At 43.6% G+C, this 17215-nt stretch carries 16 protein-coding genes; 6 read left to right on the top strand and 10 right to left on the bottom strand.

Features of this window, described 5'->3' with window-relative positions:
- Positions 1-282: 282 nt before the first annotated feature.
- From APA_RS10545 to APA_RS10535, 3 genes are all read right to left on the bottom strand, one after another.
- Positions 283-2256 carry a bifunctional aldolase/short-chain dehydrogenase gene (locus APA_RS10545; RefSeq protein WP_201322236.1) on the bottom strand — a complete coding sequence of 658 codons (1974 nt, stop codon included), beginning with the start codon at positions 2254-2256 and terminating at the stop codon, positions 283-285.
- A 78-nt stretch (positions 2257-2334) separates the two neighbouring features.
- A complete protein-coding gene (locus APA_RS10540; protein WP_201322235.1) occupies positions 2335-2727 on the bottom strand; it encodes a RidA family protein in 393 nt (130 codons plus the stop codon).
- Between the two features lie 58 nt (positions 2728-2785).
- On the bottom strand, positions 2786-4078 hold the full coding sequence (locus APA_RS10535; RefSeq protein WP_201322234.1) for a hypothetical protein: 1293 nt from the start codon (positions 4076-4078) through the stop codon (positions 2786-2788).
- 83 nt (positions 4079-4161) lie between these two features.
- Here APA_RS10535 and APA_RS10530 point away from each other — a divergent pair, with 83 nt between their 5' ends.
- Together APA_RS10530 and APA_RS10525 are read left to right on the top strand one after the other, a co-directional pair.
- Positions 4162-4986, top strand: a complete 825-nt coding sequence (locus APA_RS10530; protein ID WP_201322233.1) for a DUF1997 domain-containing protein — start codon at positions 4162-4164, stop codon at positions 4984-4986.
- Positions 4987-5228: 242 nt separating this feature from the next.
- Positions 5229-5924 carry a GvpL/GvpF family gas vesicle protein gene (locus tag APA_RS10525; protein ID WP_201322232.1) on the top strand — a complete coding sequence of 232 codons (696 nt, stop codon included), beginning with the start codon at positions 5229-5231 and terminating at the stop codon, positions 5922-5924.
- Between the two features lie 134 nt (positions 5925-6058).
- Here APA_RS10525 and APA_RS10520 read toward each other — a convergent pair whose 3' ends face one another.
- From APA_RS10520 to APA_RS10500, 5 genes are all read right to left on the bottom strand, one after another.
- On the bottom strand, positions 6059-6532 hold the full coding sequence (locus tag APA_RS10520) for a GNAT family N-acetyltransferase (protein WP_201322231.1): 474 nt from the start codon (positions 6530-6532) through the stop codon (positions 6059-6061).
- A 3-nt stretch (positions 6533-6535) separates the two neighbouring features.
- Positions 6536-6925 (bottom strand): tautomerase family protein, encoded by a 390-nt coding sequence (locus APA_RS10515; RefSeq protein ID WP_201322230.1) that lies wholly within the window; start codon positions 6923-6925, stop codon positions 6536-6538.
- A 70-nt stretch (positions 6926-6995) separates the two neighbouring features.
- Positions 6996-8285, bottom strand: coding sequence for an adenosylhomocysteinase (gene ahcY / locus APA_RS10510; protein WP_201322229.1), 1290 nt, complete (start codon positions 8283-8285; stop codon positions 6996-6998).
- Positions 8286-8502: 217 nt separating this feature from the next.
- Positions 8503-9711, bottom strand: a complete 1209-nt coding sequence (locus tag APA_RS10505) for a 4-hydroxy-3-methylbut-2-enyl diphosphate reductase (protein WP_201322228.1) — start codon at positions 9709-9711, stop codon at positions 8503-8505.
- Positions 9712-9760: 49 nt separating this feature from the next.
- A complete protein-coding gene (locus tag APA_RS10500) occupies positions 9761-11722 on the bottom strand; it encodes a cation transporting ATPase C-terminal domain-containing protein (protein WP_201322227.1) in 1962 nt (653 codons plus the stop codon).
- 262 nt (positions 11723-11984) lie between these two features.
- Between APA_RS10500 and APA_RS10495 the strand changes: the two genes are divergently transcribed.
- Complete coding sequence (locus APA_RS10495; RefSeq protein WP_201322226.1) at positions 11985-12572, top strand: Uma2 family endonuclease; 588 nt, start codon at positions 11985-11987, stop codon at positions 12570-12572.
- Positions 12573-12641: 69 nt separating this feature from the next.
- Here APA_RS10495 and APA_RS10490 read toward each other — a convergent pair whose 3' ends face one another.
- Positions 12642-13766, bottom strand: coding sequence for a DegT/DnrJ/EryC1/StrS aminotransferase family protein (locus APA_RS10490; protein WP_201322225.1), 1125 nt, complete (start codon positions 13764-13766; stop codon positions 12642-12644).
- A gap of 305 nt (positions 13767-14071) precedes the next feature.
- A complete protein-coding gene (locus APA_RS10485) occupies positions 14072-14497 on the bottom strand; it encodes a phosphomannose isomerase type II C-terminal cupin domain (protein WP_236579499.1) in 426 nt (141 codons plus the stop codon).
- Positions 14498-14654: 157 nt separating this feature from the next.
- Between APA_RS10485 and APA_RS10480 the strand changes: the two genes are divergently transcribed.
- From APA_RS10480 to APA_RS10470, 3 genes are all read left to right on the top strand, one after another.
- Entirely contained in the window at positions 14655-15218 is a 564-nt protein-coding gene (locus APA_RS10480) for a peroxiredoxin (RefSeq protein WP_201322224.1), read from the top strand.
- Positions 15219-15493: 275 nt separating this feature from the next.
- Positions 15494-16117, top strand: a complete 624-nt coding sequence (locus APA_RS10475; RefSeq protein ID WP_201322223.1) for a response regulator — start codon at positions 15494-15496, stop codon at positions 16115-16117.
- A 127-nt stretch (positions 16118-16244) separates the two neighbouring features.
- Positions 16245-17135: an alpha/beta hydrolase gene (locus tag APA_RS10470; protein WP_201322222.1), complete on the top strand. Its 891-nt coding sequence runs from the start codon at positions 16245-16247 to the stop codon at positions 17133-17135.
- The last annotated feature ends 80 nt before the right edge of the window (positions 17136-17215 follow it).

Below are 17215 nucleotides of genomic sequence, written 5' to 3'. Positions count from 1 at the left end.
GTTGGGTCAGATAATACCTTAACTCACATTTAGTGTCAAAGACTAAACAAAAATTATTGATCACACTATTAGTAGATTTTCTTGTTTGCTTGACAGATCTTTGTGCGCTGCTAACCTTCTGGGTTGCAAGTACCCTAACGTAATACAAAAACCAAAAACTTTTGCTGCTCAAAGAATGCTGAACTCTACCATCGCTTAGCATGAATGGAAACTTGATTGGTCTGATTGATGAAAGAAAAGGACTGTCATAAAAGCAAGACTCGCAATGCGAGCCTTGCTTGGTTAAATCACGCGATCGTTACCGCCATCAATGGGAACTTGAGCCGCAGTCGTACAGGCAAACAGCGCACCGCACATCTCTGCTGCAAGTTCGGCAACATGGCGGCTGGTGACTTCCACTTTGAGTAGATTATTGGTTTTATATTCCTCAACCGTTAATCCATAATGCTGAGCGCGCGATGTCAACACATCCTCTGTCCAAATGCCCGTATCAAAGACCGCATTGGGATGTAAGGTGTTGATGCGAATGCGATCGCTACTCCATTCCAAAGCCGCCACGCGCATCAGTTGAGTTAACGCCGCCTTCGAGGCAGAATATGCCGCCGCCGCAGGACCAGGGGCAGGGACATTCTTAGACCCGATCGCGACAACTCGACCACCGTTGGGCGCAAATTTCAGCAATGGATAACATTCACGCATCATAATTAAATTTGCATCAAGATTGATATGCATCACCTTTTGCCATGTGGCAGTATCAAGATTCTCAATGCGACAGCCAGATGGGAAAATTCCTGCATTGAGAATGAGAATATCTAGACCTCCAAAAGCTTTTACGGCTTGATCGAGAGCATTAGCGATCGCAGTTTCATCACTGACATCACAGGTAACACCGACAAAATCGGGGCGATCATATAACTTCTCAATTTCGGGATTGATATCTAACCCCACTACTGCCGCGCCGCGTTTTAGTAATGAATCTACGCAAGCTTTCCCAATACCTGAAGCCGCACCCGTAACTAATGCAATTTCCCCAGTAAAAGCAGGAGAAGAACCACCTTTTTTGAGCTTAGCTTGTTCTAATTCCCAATATTCCACAGCAAAGATATCGCTGGTAGGTAATGCTTGATAGCCCCCCAAAAGTTGCGATCTCTGGATGATTTCCATCGTATGTTCGTAGATATCAGCCACAATCGCGGCATCTTTAGCGGATTTGCCAACTGTGACTAGCCCTAATTTGCGATCGATAATTACACGGGGGGCTGTATCAAGGATTGTCACAGACTGGGTTGACTTAGCAGATTCTTCCGCAAAATAGGTGCGATAGGATTCAGCATAAGCCTTTGTATCTCTCCCCACTAAGGGCAAGCGCTTAGTACGAATGACGTGATCGGGAGTCGCACAGCCCTGTTGCGAAATGATGTTTACATCTTTCCTTTGCGCAAAGGCTAAACTTTTTTCGTCGGCGTGAGAACTTAAAACTACGGGAAACTTGGCAACTTGAGAAACTTCAGAGCGGAGTTTGGAAATCTCTAATCTTGCCTCGCTTTCCATAATTAGAGAAGCTGGCGGTGAAATTTCCCAAGCATGATGTTTTTGAAGATAAACTTCAGCACGATCAACTAAATCAATCATCCGTTCATAGGATTCATGAGCCGTTGCGCCGAAGGAGAAAATACCATGATTCATTAACACCATGCCGATGGTGCGATCGCTCTTTTCTGCGGCAAACTTCTCGGCGCAGACTCGCGCAAGATCAAACCCTGGCATCACGTAGGGAATAATCACCACATCATCGCCATATATTTCCTGAATTCTCTCCCATCCATTCGCAGTATTCGTCACCGAAATTACCGCATCAGCATGGGTATGATCGACAAATTTGTATGGCAAACTAGCATGTAAAATCGTCTCTACGGAAGGTGCAGGAGCACTGGCTCTAGTCATCTGCGTTTTCAGTTCATTCACCATTTGTGAATCGGAGAGAACTTGCAACTTGGCTAATTTCAATAAATGCGCCATGCGGACAGGGGCAAAACCTGCCTCTGCGATCGTTTCTAAATCCCAGCCGCTTCCTTTAACATAGAGAATCTCTTCTTCTTCCCCAACCAGATTCTGCTCACGGATTTTGACGGAAGTATTACCACCACCATGCAGCACCAACGATGGATCTCGTCCCAGTAGCTGTGATGTATATACTCTTAATCCCAAATCACTTTGATATTTTGCAGCCTCGCGATCGCTCCACAAACTTTTCACTATTACCTCAAATTCTGAATGTAGGGTGGAATGCCCACCTATTTAAAATTGATTGAGGTGGGCATTGCCCACCCTACGTTAAATCGCGACGATACACTCGATTTCTACTCGAACATCAAGGGGCAATTTGGCGACTTGAATTGAAGAACGAGCAGGATAGGGAGCAGTGAAATATTTGCCATAGATTGCATTCATGGCGGCGAAGTCTGCCATATCTACTAGGAAGACGGTGGTTTTAACGACATTGGCAAAATCTGCACCTGCTTCAGCGAGAACAGCTTGAATGTTTTTGAGAACCTGCTCGGTTTGTTCTTCGATTGTGGTAGCAACGACTTTGCCAACAGCAGGATCGATCGCAATTTGTCCCGCCATGAAAACTAACTTGCTGGTGGCAGGAACTGCGATCGCTTGATTATAGGGGCCAACAGGAGCAGGCGCTTTGTCGGTTAGGATTACTTCTTTTTGACTCATTGTTTATCTTTAAAAAAATCGCGAATAAATATTTTGGGGCAGCTTAGCTGCCCCAAAACTATGGGTTTTGCTCTTTGAGCATTTTGGCATATTCTTGATCCGCCAAATCTTGCTCGGTGGTGTAGGCAAGATTATCTTGATCGATCGCCTCTTGTTTCATCGCAAAAGTCTTCGCAAAATCTAGCTTTTCACGCAAAGCTGTCGATGGCTTTTGTAACTTTTCAGCATTGGTCGCCCGCTTTTGGTTGCGATCTTCTATACCCTTATTCAAAAATTGCAGGACAAAATATCGCACCGCAGGTGTTGACAGGAATAGCACTGCATAGCCTAACAGGAAGCCATAAGCCGCTTTGATAAAGCCTAAAAATCCGACAAGGGACTTAGCGAGGCGCGGATCGCCTAACAAACTGCCCAGATATAGCGAGGCAACTAGATAAAAAACACCTAAGCCGATCGCTAAAGCTATTTTGCCTTGAGAGGCTTGGCTGAATTTCCAAAGTTTTTCTTGCAAATAGGAACTGCTAGTTTTGGATTTGCGCTCTGAGGCGACCTTTTGCAATTCAGGAAATTTATAGGCAAGGGTTCCCGCGTCGCTGACTTCAGGAAAACCATTGAATTTTGACAGCACGGGGATCACAAAATATTCATCACCCTCTAGACGGCTAGTTTCATCGAGATAGGGCGCTATTTGCTCAGCAATGACAACTCCATTATTACTACGGATCATTGATGCGATATCACGCCAACGACGTTCATCAAGATCGGCGTTGGGGTTGCCATCGCCAAACAAAAATGAAAATACGCTTTCCAAAAAGCCCATTTCATCGGGATCGCGCTTACGGACTTGCTCTGGTTCGTAGTAGTAAGGATCGAACATGATGAATGGGTTGCCGAAGGGACTACCCCAACCACCGAGCCAAATAAAGCCACCACCACCGCCACGATTTTCGTTACGGCGATCATCGCGATCGTTGTCGCTGCGTCCCTGACTTTGGATCGCGATCGTCGCGGCAATAATGCCCAGTACTACGATCAAAATCGAAACAATCAGCAAAATACCAAAGGAAATACGGATCGCGTAAAACACCCATTTCCATGCGCCCTTTAGCCATTCCTTGACCTGTAGCCAAAATGAACGACTGACAAGGACTTGACGAAAATTTGGCGCAAATTTATAGGCAATTTCGCCCGACTCGGCAACTTGGATATTGCCCCCAGTCTCCGAGGCAAGCGCCAGAACTTCACGCTGTGCTACATTCAAACTAAGTCCAGATTGTGCCGCCACATCACCTATCGTGACCCGATAGTTGAGCTTTTCGACGGCCTCCATCACTGCTGTACGCGGAGCCATATGCTTTCCCTAATCGAACTTCTAAGACTATTATGATGGAAATAGTTAACAACTAGCGCATAAGCAGCTTTAGGATATTTGTCATGCAGCAAGAACCAATGCGATCGCCTGCAAATCAAGAGCCAAATCCAGAAATATTGGGAGAAAGCGACTCTGATTTTTTGTTAACACCTGCACAGGAAGCCGCCATGCTGGCTACCTATGGCACAGGTAATGATGATTCTAAGTTCGATCTTCAAGATCCAGATGCTGATGAACAGGTCTCAGAAAATAAGCAAAGCCCTGAGCAAAATCAGGATCTTAAGCAATCTCTAAAGGGTGATAAAAGTTCATTTCATAATCACTACATTGGCTACATGGATTTGTTTGCCGATAAGCTGACGGTGATGAAGTACCTTAATGCTCATCAAGGTTGGTTCAGGCGTTGCGCTCATCCCTTTAAGGCTGACCCGATTGGGGAAATGGGCTATGCCATGGGTGTGGGGCAAGTCGGTGCTATGGGTTTCCAAGTTGATGCGCGGGTAGGGCTAAATTTATTACCTCCTGATGAAAACTCGGTATATCGCATCACCACAATTCCGATTCCAAATCAAGCTCCACAGGGCTATGAGGTGGATTTTCAAGCCGAGATGCGCTTGGAGGAGAAGCCTCTAGATTTACAAGCAGGTCAGAAGTTAGGACAAAATTGGGTGATGACCAGTATTGAGTGGGATTTAAATCTCACTGTGACGCTGCAATTTCCCCAATTCATTCAGCTCTTGTCTCAGGATATGCTCCAAAAAACAGGTGATGGAGTGCTGGGGTTTGTGGTAAAGCGCGTCTCTAAAAGCCTAACAGCAAAGGTACAAGACGATTTTCACAAGACCCATGAGATTAAGGTTCCTAAGCAGATTAAGCTGAAAAGATAGCTCTCACCCCTAGCCCCTCTCTCCCAGAGGGCTACCGTGTACACACAAGTCATAAAACCCAGTCAAGTCAACAATTAATCGCCCCCTAGCCCCCAATTCTGGGGGGACAAGAAAATAAAACTCTTTCAAACTCCCCCAGAATTGGGGGATTTAGGGGGCTTAGAAAAATCGAAACGTAGACAGTTAGACTTGTGTGTACACGGTAGCTCCCAGAGGGAGAGGAGAACAAGAAAACAGAAACAATGCTTTATACCTTTGCGATTTTACTTGCGCCCACTCCAGACGATTTGCCGATGGGAATTATGGGTAAGCCTATTCAGTATTTGCAGTGCGATCGCTTAATTGCGGTAGTTGAGCCAGATGTGGATATTGAGGCATTGAAGCTTTTGCCTGAGCAGTCTTTAATGCAGGCGATCGTTCAGCACGATCGCTTAATTTGTGAGTTGTTTAATCAGCGCACGCTTTTACCTTTGCGATTTGGGACGGCGTTTGTGTCTACTGGGGCTTTAGAAACTTATTTGAAAGAAGAAGGTGAAAGATTATTAGCAAGTTTGGAGAGATTAGATGGATATGCGGAATTTTTGATTACTGGTTCGGCGATCGCACCTAAAACTGAAGCTGTTGCTAATCTCAAAGGCAAAGATTATCTCTTGGCTAAGCGATCGCAATATCTGCAACAGGAACAATGGCGATCGCAGTTACAAGAGGAAGTTCTCGACTATCGTCAGATGATTACTAACAGCTTAAATCCTGATATCTATAAACCTGAATTTCAGCATGTGGAGACTCAAGGTTCGGAGGATGTGCGGGTGTATGCTTTGTTGCCGCGATCGCAGGTTGACTTTTTGCAAAAATCATTGCGATCCTGGGAAGCTCAACATTCCTATTGGCAGATTTCATGGAGTGATGCTTTGCCGCCCTATCATTTTTTGTCTTAAGGTACTTACTGAGAAAAAATGTCCCACTAAGTACCCGTGGCTTCGACTTCGTTCAGCCAAAGTTGGCTGAACGAAGTCGAAGCCACAGGTACTTTAATTAATGGCAAGTCCCTAACAACTATTTAAGCTGACTTCTATAGCAATGGATAATAGCTGTCTATCTGCTTGACCATCAAGTGACGTTTTTCGCGGCAAAACCCTAGTTTGGTATAGAGGGCTTCGGCTGGCTCGTTCCAGAAGTCTACAACTAGAGATAGCGATCGCATTTTTTGACTTTGTAGATATCCTTCAATCAGCTTAAATACTTTTTTGCCAATACCTCGACCACGATAGTCTTCACGGATATATAACTCATCAACAAGTCCACAGCGTCCGTGATATTCCATACTAAAAAAGAAGGTCAGGGCAACATATCCAATCGGTCGATCTCGATCGCAAATTAGCCAAATCACTCCAAATTGTTCATCACTCAGCAAAGCAATAAATGCTTTGACTACACCTTCATCAAAAGCGATACTCTCAAATTGATAGAACTCCTGCACAAGTTCCATCAGTGGATCGATATCAATAAATTGTGCTAGGCGAAAATCAAGATTAAGTTCACTCATAGACTAGACGTTTACCTTATAGTTCAAGTTCAACTCATCCCCAGACACCCCACGAATGCCCCAATTATGGCTTGGAGTCTCGATTAAAATAATTTCAATATCTAATGGAGCAATATCCAATTTTTCTTTTAGACGTTCAAATAATAAGCGATAGAGATTTTTCTTTGCTTCTACAGTACGTCCTGCAAACAGTAGGATTTCGATGATGATATATTTTTCAGTGCGATCGCTAGGATACTCAAAGTCTTCAGATTGCAATGGAAAGAATCTCTGAAACTTCTTTTCTGGAGGATAGTTGAGCGCATCAACTACGCAGGAATGAATGGTAGTTGATAGAGGTTCACGATTTTGCTGAATAAAATCAGCGTTTCCATAGATTTTTGTTTGGGGCATAACTTATAAAATGATATTAATTACAAAAAAAAGAGGGAGCGCGCTGCGCTCCCTCTTTTTTTTAGAAAGCTTATGTTCCTTCTGTCCAAGAATTGAGATAATGAACTTGCTCAGGAGTTAGAGTGTCAATGGTGATGCCCATTGCTTGTAACTTCAAGCGAGCGATTTCTTGATCGATATCCTTAGGAATTGGCACAACACCCGCAGGTAAATTGCCCTTGTTCTTAACTAAGAATTCGCAAGCAAGAGCTTGGTTAGCGAAACTCATATCCATAACGCTAGCAGGATGACCTTCAGCAGCGGCAAGGTTCACTAGACGACCTTCCCCGATGACGATGATCGATTTGCCAGTTTTGAGTTGGTACTCTTGAGTGAAGTTGCGAACAAAGCTAGCAGATTCGCTGAGATCGTTGAGGGAAACAAGGTCAATTTCCAAATCAAAGTGACCAGAGTTAGCGACGATCGCACCATCTTTCATGGTTTCAAAATGTTCGCGACGGATGACGTGCTTATTGCCAGTAACGGTGATAAAGATATCGCCGATTTTAGCTGCTTCGTCCATGGTCATGACTCTGAATCCATCCATTGCAGCTTCGATCGCAGCTACAGGATTGATTTCAGTGACGACAACATTTGCGCCCATACCGCGTGCGCGAAGGGCAACACCCTTACCACACCAGCCATAGCCTGCAACGACGATCACTTTGCCAGCCAATAAGATATTAGTAGCGCGGATGATCCCATCAAGGGTGGATTGACCAGTACCGTAGCGATTATCAAAGAAATGCTTGGTTTCTGCATCATTAACGGCGATCGCAGGGAAGGTCAGCTTGCCATCGCGGAACATGGCATTGAGGCGAACTAGTCCTGTGGTGGTTTCTTCGGTAGTACCGATGATTTCGGAAACTTGATCGGCGTGATGCAATACCAAAGTGGTGGTTACGTCGCTACCGTCATCAACGATGATGTGGGGACGGTGAGCAAGAGCCATTTCGACGTGGCGATGGTATGTAGCATTATCTTCGCCTTTGATGGCAAATACCGAGATGCCGTGATCGTAAACCAAGGATGCGGCAACATCGTCTTGGGTCGAGAGAGGGTTACTGGCGATCAAAACTGCATCTGCACCAGCGGCTTTGAGGGCGATCGCGAGGTTAGCAGTTTCAGTGGTGACATGGCAGCAAGCGGCGATGCGGATACCTGCAAGGGGCTTCTCAGCAGCAAAGCGATCGCGGATTTGACGCAATACGGGCATTTCGCGGCTAGCCCATTCGATGCGTTGTTTGCCTAGAGGTGCAAGAGTAATATCCTTAATCTCGTGCTTAACGGTCACGGTTTCGGGCGCAATAGTAGTGGTCATGTATAGGGTTAAATTTTTACAAAATTTAACCTCATTATATGTCAAGCAAACTAATTATACCAATCCACGAAAGTGTGGCGACACTTTCGTGGATTGAAAAGCAAACCCAGTAAGGGTTTTAAGAACATAAAATGGCGTTGCCATTTTATGTTCTGATATTGTTCAATTTTAAATAGAGAATCAAGCGCCTAAACGCCTTGTCTGTCAAGATTTGAGATTAGCCTTTTAAAGTAAAAATCCTGTTGATGACATCTTCGACAACGCGATCGGGGGTTGATGCACCTGAAGTTACGCCAACTTTGATCTTGCCTGTGGGTAGCCAATTTGTGGCTTGCTCGATCGCTTTACCCAAAGGCTTATGATCGATCGCCTCAGCCGAAAGAATCCGATGCACATCATCAATGTGATAGGAAGGAAGATTGCGATCTATTGCAATTTCTTGCAAATGGGTTGTATTCGATGAATTGTAACCACCAATGACGATCATCAAATCGAGATCTTCTTCTACAATCTCAAACATCGCATCTTGGCGTTCTTGAGTCGCATCGCAAATTGTATTAAAAGCAAGAAAATGCTCATTGAGATTTTCCACGCCATATTTTTGCATCATCGTCTTTTCAAACAATTTACCAATCGCTTCGGTTTCTCCCTTAAGCATAGTGGTTTGATTGGCAACACCGACTCTTACCAAATCGCAATCTGGATCGAAACCTTCTGAAATGGCTCTGCTAAATTTTGCGAGAAATTCTAGGCGGTCGCCACCATTGAGCATGTAATTAGACACATACTCAGCTTCTTTAATGTTCAATACGACTAGATATCGCTTGGCATAGGAACTGGTAGCGATCGTCTCTTCATGGTTGTACTTGCCATGAACAATGGAAGTAAAGTCTGCTTTTTTATGCTTCTCAACCCGATTCCATACTTTCGACACCCATGGACATGTCGTATCTACAATTTTGCTGCCGAGGCGATCAAACAACTGAGTTTCCTGAACACTTGCGCCAAAAGCGGGCAAAATCACCACATCGCCCTTTCCAATTTCTGAAAAATCTTTAGTTCCATCTTCGGCAACAGGTACAAATTGAACTTCCATCTCCTTCAGCTTAGCGTTAACCGAAGGGTTATGAATAATTTCGTTAGTAATCCAAATTTTCTCATTCGGAAACTGCGTGCGTGTTTCATAAGCCATCGCCACCGCTCTTTCGACACCCCAACAAAAACCAAAGGATTTCGCCAAATAAATCGTTACATCACCTTGCGTATACACATAGTCATGCTCTCGAATCGTTTGGATCAAGTCACTATGATATTGCGATCGCATAGTTGATTCGGCTTCTTCTCCATGTCCAAAGCTTTGACGAAAATAATTAGGGGACTTGTGCAAAGCCCTCCGCATAGCTTGAGTATCGAGGGTATTGTCCATGCGCGTCGAAAACCTAGGTAATTGTGCTGAAAGTATTATATAGCAAGAGCTAACTAGTTTTGATTAGCTCTTGCACCCAAAATACAGCCGTGGCACTGAGAATTGAGATCGCCCATTCAACCCCGCTTAAAGGAACTGTTGCCATCAGATCCCCAAACCAAGGGACTTGTACAAAGGCTATTTGACAGATAGCGATAAAAGTTATGCCGAATACCAGCGGTAAGTTACTGACTATGCTACGACGCGCGATCGCACAGGCATGGAAAATCTGACTAAAACCAAGGGTCACAAATGCCATCGATCGCGCTTGGGAAAACATCGCGGCTTGCCCTTGATATTTTAGCCAGAAAACTACGGAAATAGCAGTGATCGTCGCAGTAACAGCTAGCAAAATGCGAAGGTAATTACTAGGGCGCAACATGGTTTGAAAACGGTGTGCTGGTTGAGTTAAAAGGCTCTCATGCGTAGGTTCTAGCACCAGTGGGAAAGCAACAATTGGTGTAGCGATCGCCCCGACCCAGATTATCTGCAATGGCGGCATTGAGAATCCTGCGGCAGTATCCATCAGGGTTAGCACTGCTAAAGTGAAGGAACTAGTAGCGGTGAGCAATGCAGTACGTTGCAACCGATCAAATGTGGCTCTTCCTTCGAGAATAGCGGTCGGTAAATAATGGAAGTCTTCTTTTGGTAAAATTATGCCTGAACTATCTTGCAATTCTTTGCGACAGGTTCGATCGCATATGCCCACATCGGCGGCTCTCAGTAGAGGAATATCTTCAATATCATTTCCAATTACAGCAACTACATTTAAAGGTTTTTGGCGAGATTTTTGGCGGCTGTCTTGCCATTGACGAATTTTCTCTTGAGGAGCATCAAAGTAACTATGGGTTTTAATTCCAATTACTTCGCTAAAGGCAACAGAATCATCTTCTGAAGCTCTGATTAATCCTTGCCATTCAATACCAGCACGACTCAAATCATCAAAGCTCAGTACCACATCCGACTCGACAATCGGCACAATCGTTGTCACTCTAGCGATCGTATCTAATATAGAAGGAAATCTTGCCCATATTCGCTGTTTAGCAAGATCGCGCATCCCAAATAATTGTACCTGAGTAGCAATTCGCAACAAATTTTGAGGATAGGTGCTAACAATCAAGGCGGCAGCGGTCATCGCATTGATCGTTATTCCGCGTTGCCACGCAAAGCCGATCGCCGTAGTCGTCACTAATAGCAGCAGCCCGATCCAGACCTGACGCAATTGACGCAATTCAGAATGGATCACTGAGAATGGCTTTTCTTTCACTAGAGCCGCCTGTTCTTGGGTAAAACGACTGGTGGCAATCACGATACCCTTAGCACTTCCTGCGGAAATTTCTGTTCCTGCATAGATCATGTTGCTGCATTCAAGTGGTGGTGTTTTCTCCTCAAATGTAAGATCAGGTCGCTTAGAACAAATTGCCTCGCCGCCCAAGTTGGTTTGATTTACCCGTAAATCTTCTGAAGTCTCCAGTAATCGCAGATCGACATTAGGGCGATCGCCTTCTCTTAGTACCATCACATCACCCAGTACCAAGTCACGCGATGGCACTTCCATTTCTTCGCGATCGCGTAATACCATTACCGAATTAGAAGGTTCATTTTGGCGACGCTGAGGGCGATCTCGACTGACTTTCTCCTTAGTTTTAATTGACCATAATGCAAGACAAATACCAACCCCGCTATGCAATACGCCCACAGAAATCAAAGCCCATCCTTCTGCTCCATTCCATTGCAGATAAATTGCTGATCCTAATAGTAGATAAGTTAAAGGATTAATTAGAGGTTGTATGAGAACTTTGCTGATTGGACGCGATCGCGGTAGTTTATTAGCTCCAAAATGTCGCAATCTTTGACGTGCATTCACATAGGATAAACCTTCTATCGAAGACTCTAAAGCCGCCAATACTTGATCTACATCCATGTAGTGCCAAGTTTTTTGAGTGTCTGATAGAAAGTCAAATTTGGTCATAGTTTAATTTTGGGACTTAGGAACACAGGTATAGATAGCGCTTGGCAAACATTGAGTTAAGAATGCCCATGACTTTCCCGAATGCAGATGTGATTATTATAAGTAAAGGCGACGCTTTGCATCGCCTTTACTTTCTAGCGACCGCATACAACAGTTAAAAATGGGCAATTTAGTAAATATTGTGTCCCGCCGAAAGCAGGACGCAATATTTACTAAATTGGATTTGATACAATCCTGTTATGCGTAATAGAGGATCTGAATTATGACTTTAGCTATTGCTAGCCCCTCTAAACTGATGACAATAGAAGAGTATTTCAGTTATGACGATGGTACAGACGATCGCTATGAGCTTGTAAACGGAGAATTAGTCAAAGTTCCGACCAAATCATTCGGGAATATTAGTATTGCTAAGTTTTTGCTGTTCGAGTTTGCTAAGTATATTCCCTTTGCATTAATTCTTTACAACACTGAAATTGCAGTTTCAGGAAAAAGATCAACTTGTCGTATTCCTGATCTAATGATAATTACTGAAGATTCAGCAGCATATTTACAAGCATCGTCCCGTAATTTTGTTTCAATGATCATGCCAGCACCTGTTTTGGTCGTTGAGGTAGTTTCCCCTGGGCAAGAAAATCGCGATCGCGACTATCGCTATAAACGTACAGAGTATGCAGCCAGAGGAATTAATGAATATTGGATTATTGATCCAGAAATGCGGCAAATAACCATATGTCTATGGGTGGATGGGCAGTATGAGGACAAGATCTATACAGGCGATATGCCAATTTTATCGACGGTAGTAGATGGCTTTGCCCTGACAGTTGAGCAAGTTTTAGCATTTGGACAATAAAAAGCGATGCGATGCGCCGCTTTGGAGTGGCTTGTTTACCCGCCGAAGGCGGGTAAACAAGCGCAAATACTATTTGAGAATATTTTTTAAAGTATTGACGACTCGATCTTGCTGATCTTCGCTGAGTTCTGGAAACATTGGCAAAGATAAAACGCGATCGCAAATATTCTCAGTAACAGGGAAATCGCCCTTTTTATAGTCAAGGTTGCTATATACCGATTGCAAATGCAAGGGCAAAGGATAGTAAATCATCGTAATAATATTTTGCTCGCGCAATTGAGCTTGCACATAATCGCGTTTGCCATCACCGATACATACTGTGTACTGATTCCAGACACTACCAGAACAATGGTGAGGTGATACAAGATGAGGAATATGTGCCTCCTTCAGAAGATCCGTGTAGCGATCGCTAATTTCGCGTCGTTGAGCATTCCATTTGTCGAGGTAGGGCAATTTCACTTGTAATAAAGCTGCTTGCAACGCATCAAGACGCGAATTCATACCGATATATTCGTGGTAATAGCGCTTGGGGCTTCCATGTTCACGCAAAATCCGTAACTTATCAGCAACTTCAGCATTTTTGGTGGTCATCATCCCACCATCGCCACAGCCGCCCAGATTTTTGGTTGGATAAAAGCTAAAACAGCCCACATCGCCAATATTTCCCACCTTCTGCCCATCAAAAATTGCACCTGTCGCCTGAGCGCAGTCTTCGATCACATAGAGATTATGCTTTTGTGCGATCGCCATCAAACCATTCATATCAGTGGATCGTCCAAACAAATGTACTGGCATGATCGCCTTAGTCCGACTGGTGATGGCAGCTTCGATTAGTTGGGTATTCATATTGAAGCTATGCGCTTCAATATCGACAAATACTGGTTTTGCCCCCGTCATGCTAATCGTTTCCGCACTAGCAAAAAATGTAAATGGTGAAGTAATGACTTCATCACCCTCCCCAATATCCAAAGCTCGCATAGCTAAATACAAAGCATCAGTACCTGAGTTGCAAGCAATACCATAATTAGATCCAGTAGCTGAGCCAATATAATTAGCAAACTCAGTCTCAAACTGACTTACGGTCTGTCCACCAATGTATTGCCCCGATGCTAGTACGTCTAATGCAGCTTTATTGAGGCGATCGCCAATTTGTTGATATTGCTGCGATGCATCAAAGGGAGGAATTTTATTCACGTTGAAACGATTTTAGATTGCCTCAACTATTTTAAACGCGATCGCCATTGCTTGTTATCAAAAAAAACGAAGGGCGCATCGCGCCCCTTGTTTTAAAGTAATTTCCGAGCAAATGAACCATACAAAATTTTTAAAAAGTGTTGCTTTGCAATACTTTTTAAAAATTTTGTGGTTCGGGTTTGAGATCACAGCTCTGTAATTATATTAATTTCCAAAAGTGTCTGCACACTTTTGGAAATTAAAAACCAAACCCAGTAAGGGTTTTAAACACACAAAATGGCTACGCCATTTTGTGTGTTTTGATGTTATTTCTTTTCGTGACGCGCATAGTCGTCTTGAAAGCGAATAATGTCATCTTCGCCCAAATACTCGCCGTTCTGCACCTCGATTAAGATCAACGGGATTATCCCAGGATTTTCTAATCGGTGCGCTGTACATTTAGGTACATAAGTGGATTGATTGGTACTGATCATTGTTTCTTTATCACCGCAGGTCACCTTGGCAGTCCCCGAAACCACAATCCAATGTTCGCTGCGGTGGTGGTGCATTTGCAGACTGAGGCGATGTCCTGATTTGACTTCAATGCGCTTGATTTTGTAGCCTCGCCCTTCTTCAAGAGTAGTGAATGATCCCCAAGGCCGTTCTACAGTTGGCCCATGAGTATTTAATGATTCTCCACTGAGATTTGCAATGCTAGCTAATGCTGAAGGAGCTTCTTTTACTGGTGACATAACTGCAATTTAGAAAGCTGATTGATTCTTAGAATAGCATCTTAAAATCTAAAACCAAAAAAGCGTGATGCGGCACTTTGTGCCGCATCACGCTTTTTTGGTAAAGTTATTGAGGGCGCACAGCGCCCTCAATAACTTTAATTTGGTTGAACTTGCTATGGCGGAATTTTTAAGGGTTGGCAATCCTGCTCCAGACTTTGAAGCTGATGCTGTAGTTGATCAGGAATTTACAAAAATCAAGCTTTCTAGCTACCAAAAAAATAAATATGTTGTCCTATTTTTTTATCCGCTCGACTTTACTTTTGTCTGCCCTACTGAAGTGATTGCTTTCAGCGATCGCTATGCCGAATTTGCCAAATTAAATACTGAAGTCATTGGTATTTCTGTAGATAGTCAGTACGCTCATCTAGCTTGGATTCAAACATCGCTTGCTGATGGAGGACTAGGTGGCGATATTAAATGTCCACTTGTTTCCGATCTGACTAAAGCGATCGCCACAGCTTTTAATGTTCTTGATCCCTTGTTAGGTATCGCCTTGCGTGGTTTATTTATTATTGATAAAGAAGGTATTGTTCAACATGCCACTATTAATAATCTTGCCTTTGGTAGAAGCATTGACGAGACTCTTCGCACTCTTAAAGCAATTCAACATACCCAGATTCATGAGAATGAAGTTTGTCCTGCGGATTGGCAACAAGGTATGGCGACTATCAAAATATAACCCAAAATGCAAATCTCCCGCCTAGCGAGCGATTTGCATTTTGGGTTATATTTTTTGCCTAGTGACTTAGTGCCCATATAAAAAGATCTATCAACTTGTGCAGCAATGCTTATCACAAAACCACTTTTTAAAATGAGAGCCTCCGCCGTTTGTATCATCTGTTTGAAATTTAGTTAATTAGGGTACAAAATGAAACAGTAAGATCGGTTAATCTATTGCCATAATCAAAACTTAACGTTAGACGACTCATCTTGATGGGGGAACTAGATAAAGCAATGGCTGAAACAAAAAAAGCTGTTTTAATGATGCACACAGACAAAGCACAAGGTGAATTGTGGCAGACAGCTTTGGCAACTCAGCAATTGGATGTGATTTGGGAAAATATTTCCTTGGATTTAGTGCAGTATCTAGAAAAATGCGATCGGCACGAGCTACCAGATCTGTTAATCATGGATATGGCGATCAAAAGTCCCAGCTCAGAGACATTGCAGTCATCATCGGTTTGTCAATGGCTAACCAAGCAAAAGGCTCCCACAAAAGTTGTATTGTTTAATCCCAGACAGGAAAAAATCAAAGATATTGAACATAGTTGGGCGATTCGGCGCGGGGCATCTGATGTACTCCCACGCTTATCACCCGAAAATTTAATGGCTGAAGTTGCCAGAGTTACAGCGTTAATTGGTTGTTCATTAATTTCGCAACCGTTGGAAAAAATAGCTAGAAGTTTTGGTGCAGGCGCTGGGGCTAGCCAAGTTAGACAAAGTGAATTAATAACTACATCGGATTTCAGTGAACCTAAAGCAAATTCAAAATCTGAAACAAAAAACAACTCTAAACCCAGTCAAAAACCTGACGGTGGTGAGGTCGTTATGTATAGAGGTGTAAGAATTAGGCAATAATTTCAGCACAAAGTGCTGAAATTATTGCCTAATTCTTTAATGACAATTACTGCAAGAAAAAAGACGGTGCGTCGCACCGTCTTTTTTCTTGCTATAACTTGAGTAGAGATCGCTATAGCTCTAAAAAATGTCCAATCAGTTCATACCGCAAGAAGAACAAGCCTTTGTATTGTTTGCACAGCATGGCTGGGCGGATACTTTCCACGATATTGCTCAATTAGCCAAATCGCTAGCCTACTCAAACACGATCATCTATACACCAGATCTAGGCTGGGTGAATACATGGCTAGAGATCGCCCCATTAATAATTAAAGTCGAAAACATTGCAACCGAGGCGATCGCCAAACACCCAGAGTTACCATGGCGAATTGTCGCTCATTCAATGGGGGCTTTAATCTGGTTAGAAGTTTTAGATCGTCATCCAGAATGGCTACCTAAAATTCATAGCTTTGCTTTAGTTGCTTCACCTGTTGGTGGTTCTGACTTGGGAAGACTATTCGATCCATTTCGATGGTTCCCCTTGATGGCTCGTGACTTAGGCAAAAATCGCCGCTCTATTGCCGAAGCGATCGCCTCAAAAATCCCAGTACTTACCGTCGTTGGTGATATTGGCAACAATACTGATGGCACTGTGCCTGTTGGATGTTCGCAGTTTGCCCAAGCCACTTTTGTTCGCCTAGATGGTATCCGCCATGCCCCTCTCAAAAATCATCCTAGAGTTGCGGTCACTGTGCGTGAGTTTTGGGGAAACCCTGTAATTGCGCCGATTCAGAATGATTCTGCATCGCTGCTAATTACAAAATTGCGATCGCTTGATCTTACTGAAACCGATCATCAAAATTTTGAAAAAGCTAAATTAATCCACACTGGTTCAGATGACACAAAGCTCTGGGTTTGGACAAATGCCTTGCAAGTTAACCATGTGTTTGTAAGTGTCTGCGATCGCTGCGTTTATAGTGCCTATACGGGTTGGCAAGACAAAGGTAAATTAGCGATGATGCTCAAAGAATTATACTAGGTGATTTCTCTCTGTAAATTTACCCCACCCTAACCCTCCCCTTGCAAAGGAGAGGGAACCAGATTTCTCGTTTTCCCCCT

The organism is Pseudanabaena sp. lw0831 (genome assembly GCF_016584665.1).
In the GTDB taxonomy this organism is placed as follows: domain Bacteria; phylum Cyanobacteriota; class Cyanobacteriia; order Pseudanabaenales; family Pseudanabaenaceae; genus Pseudanabaena.
Note: the sequence above shows the minus strand (reverse complement) of the source record. Positions and strands in the feature narration are given on the sequence as shown.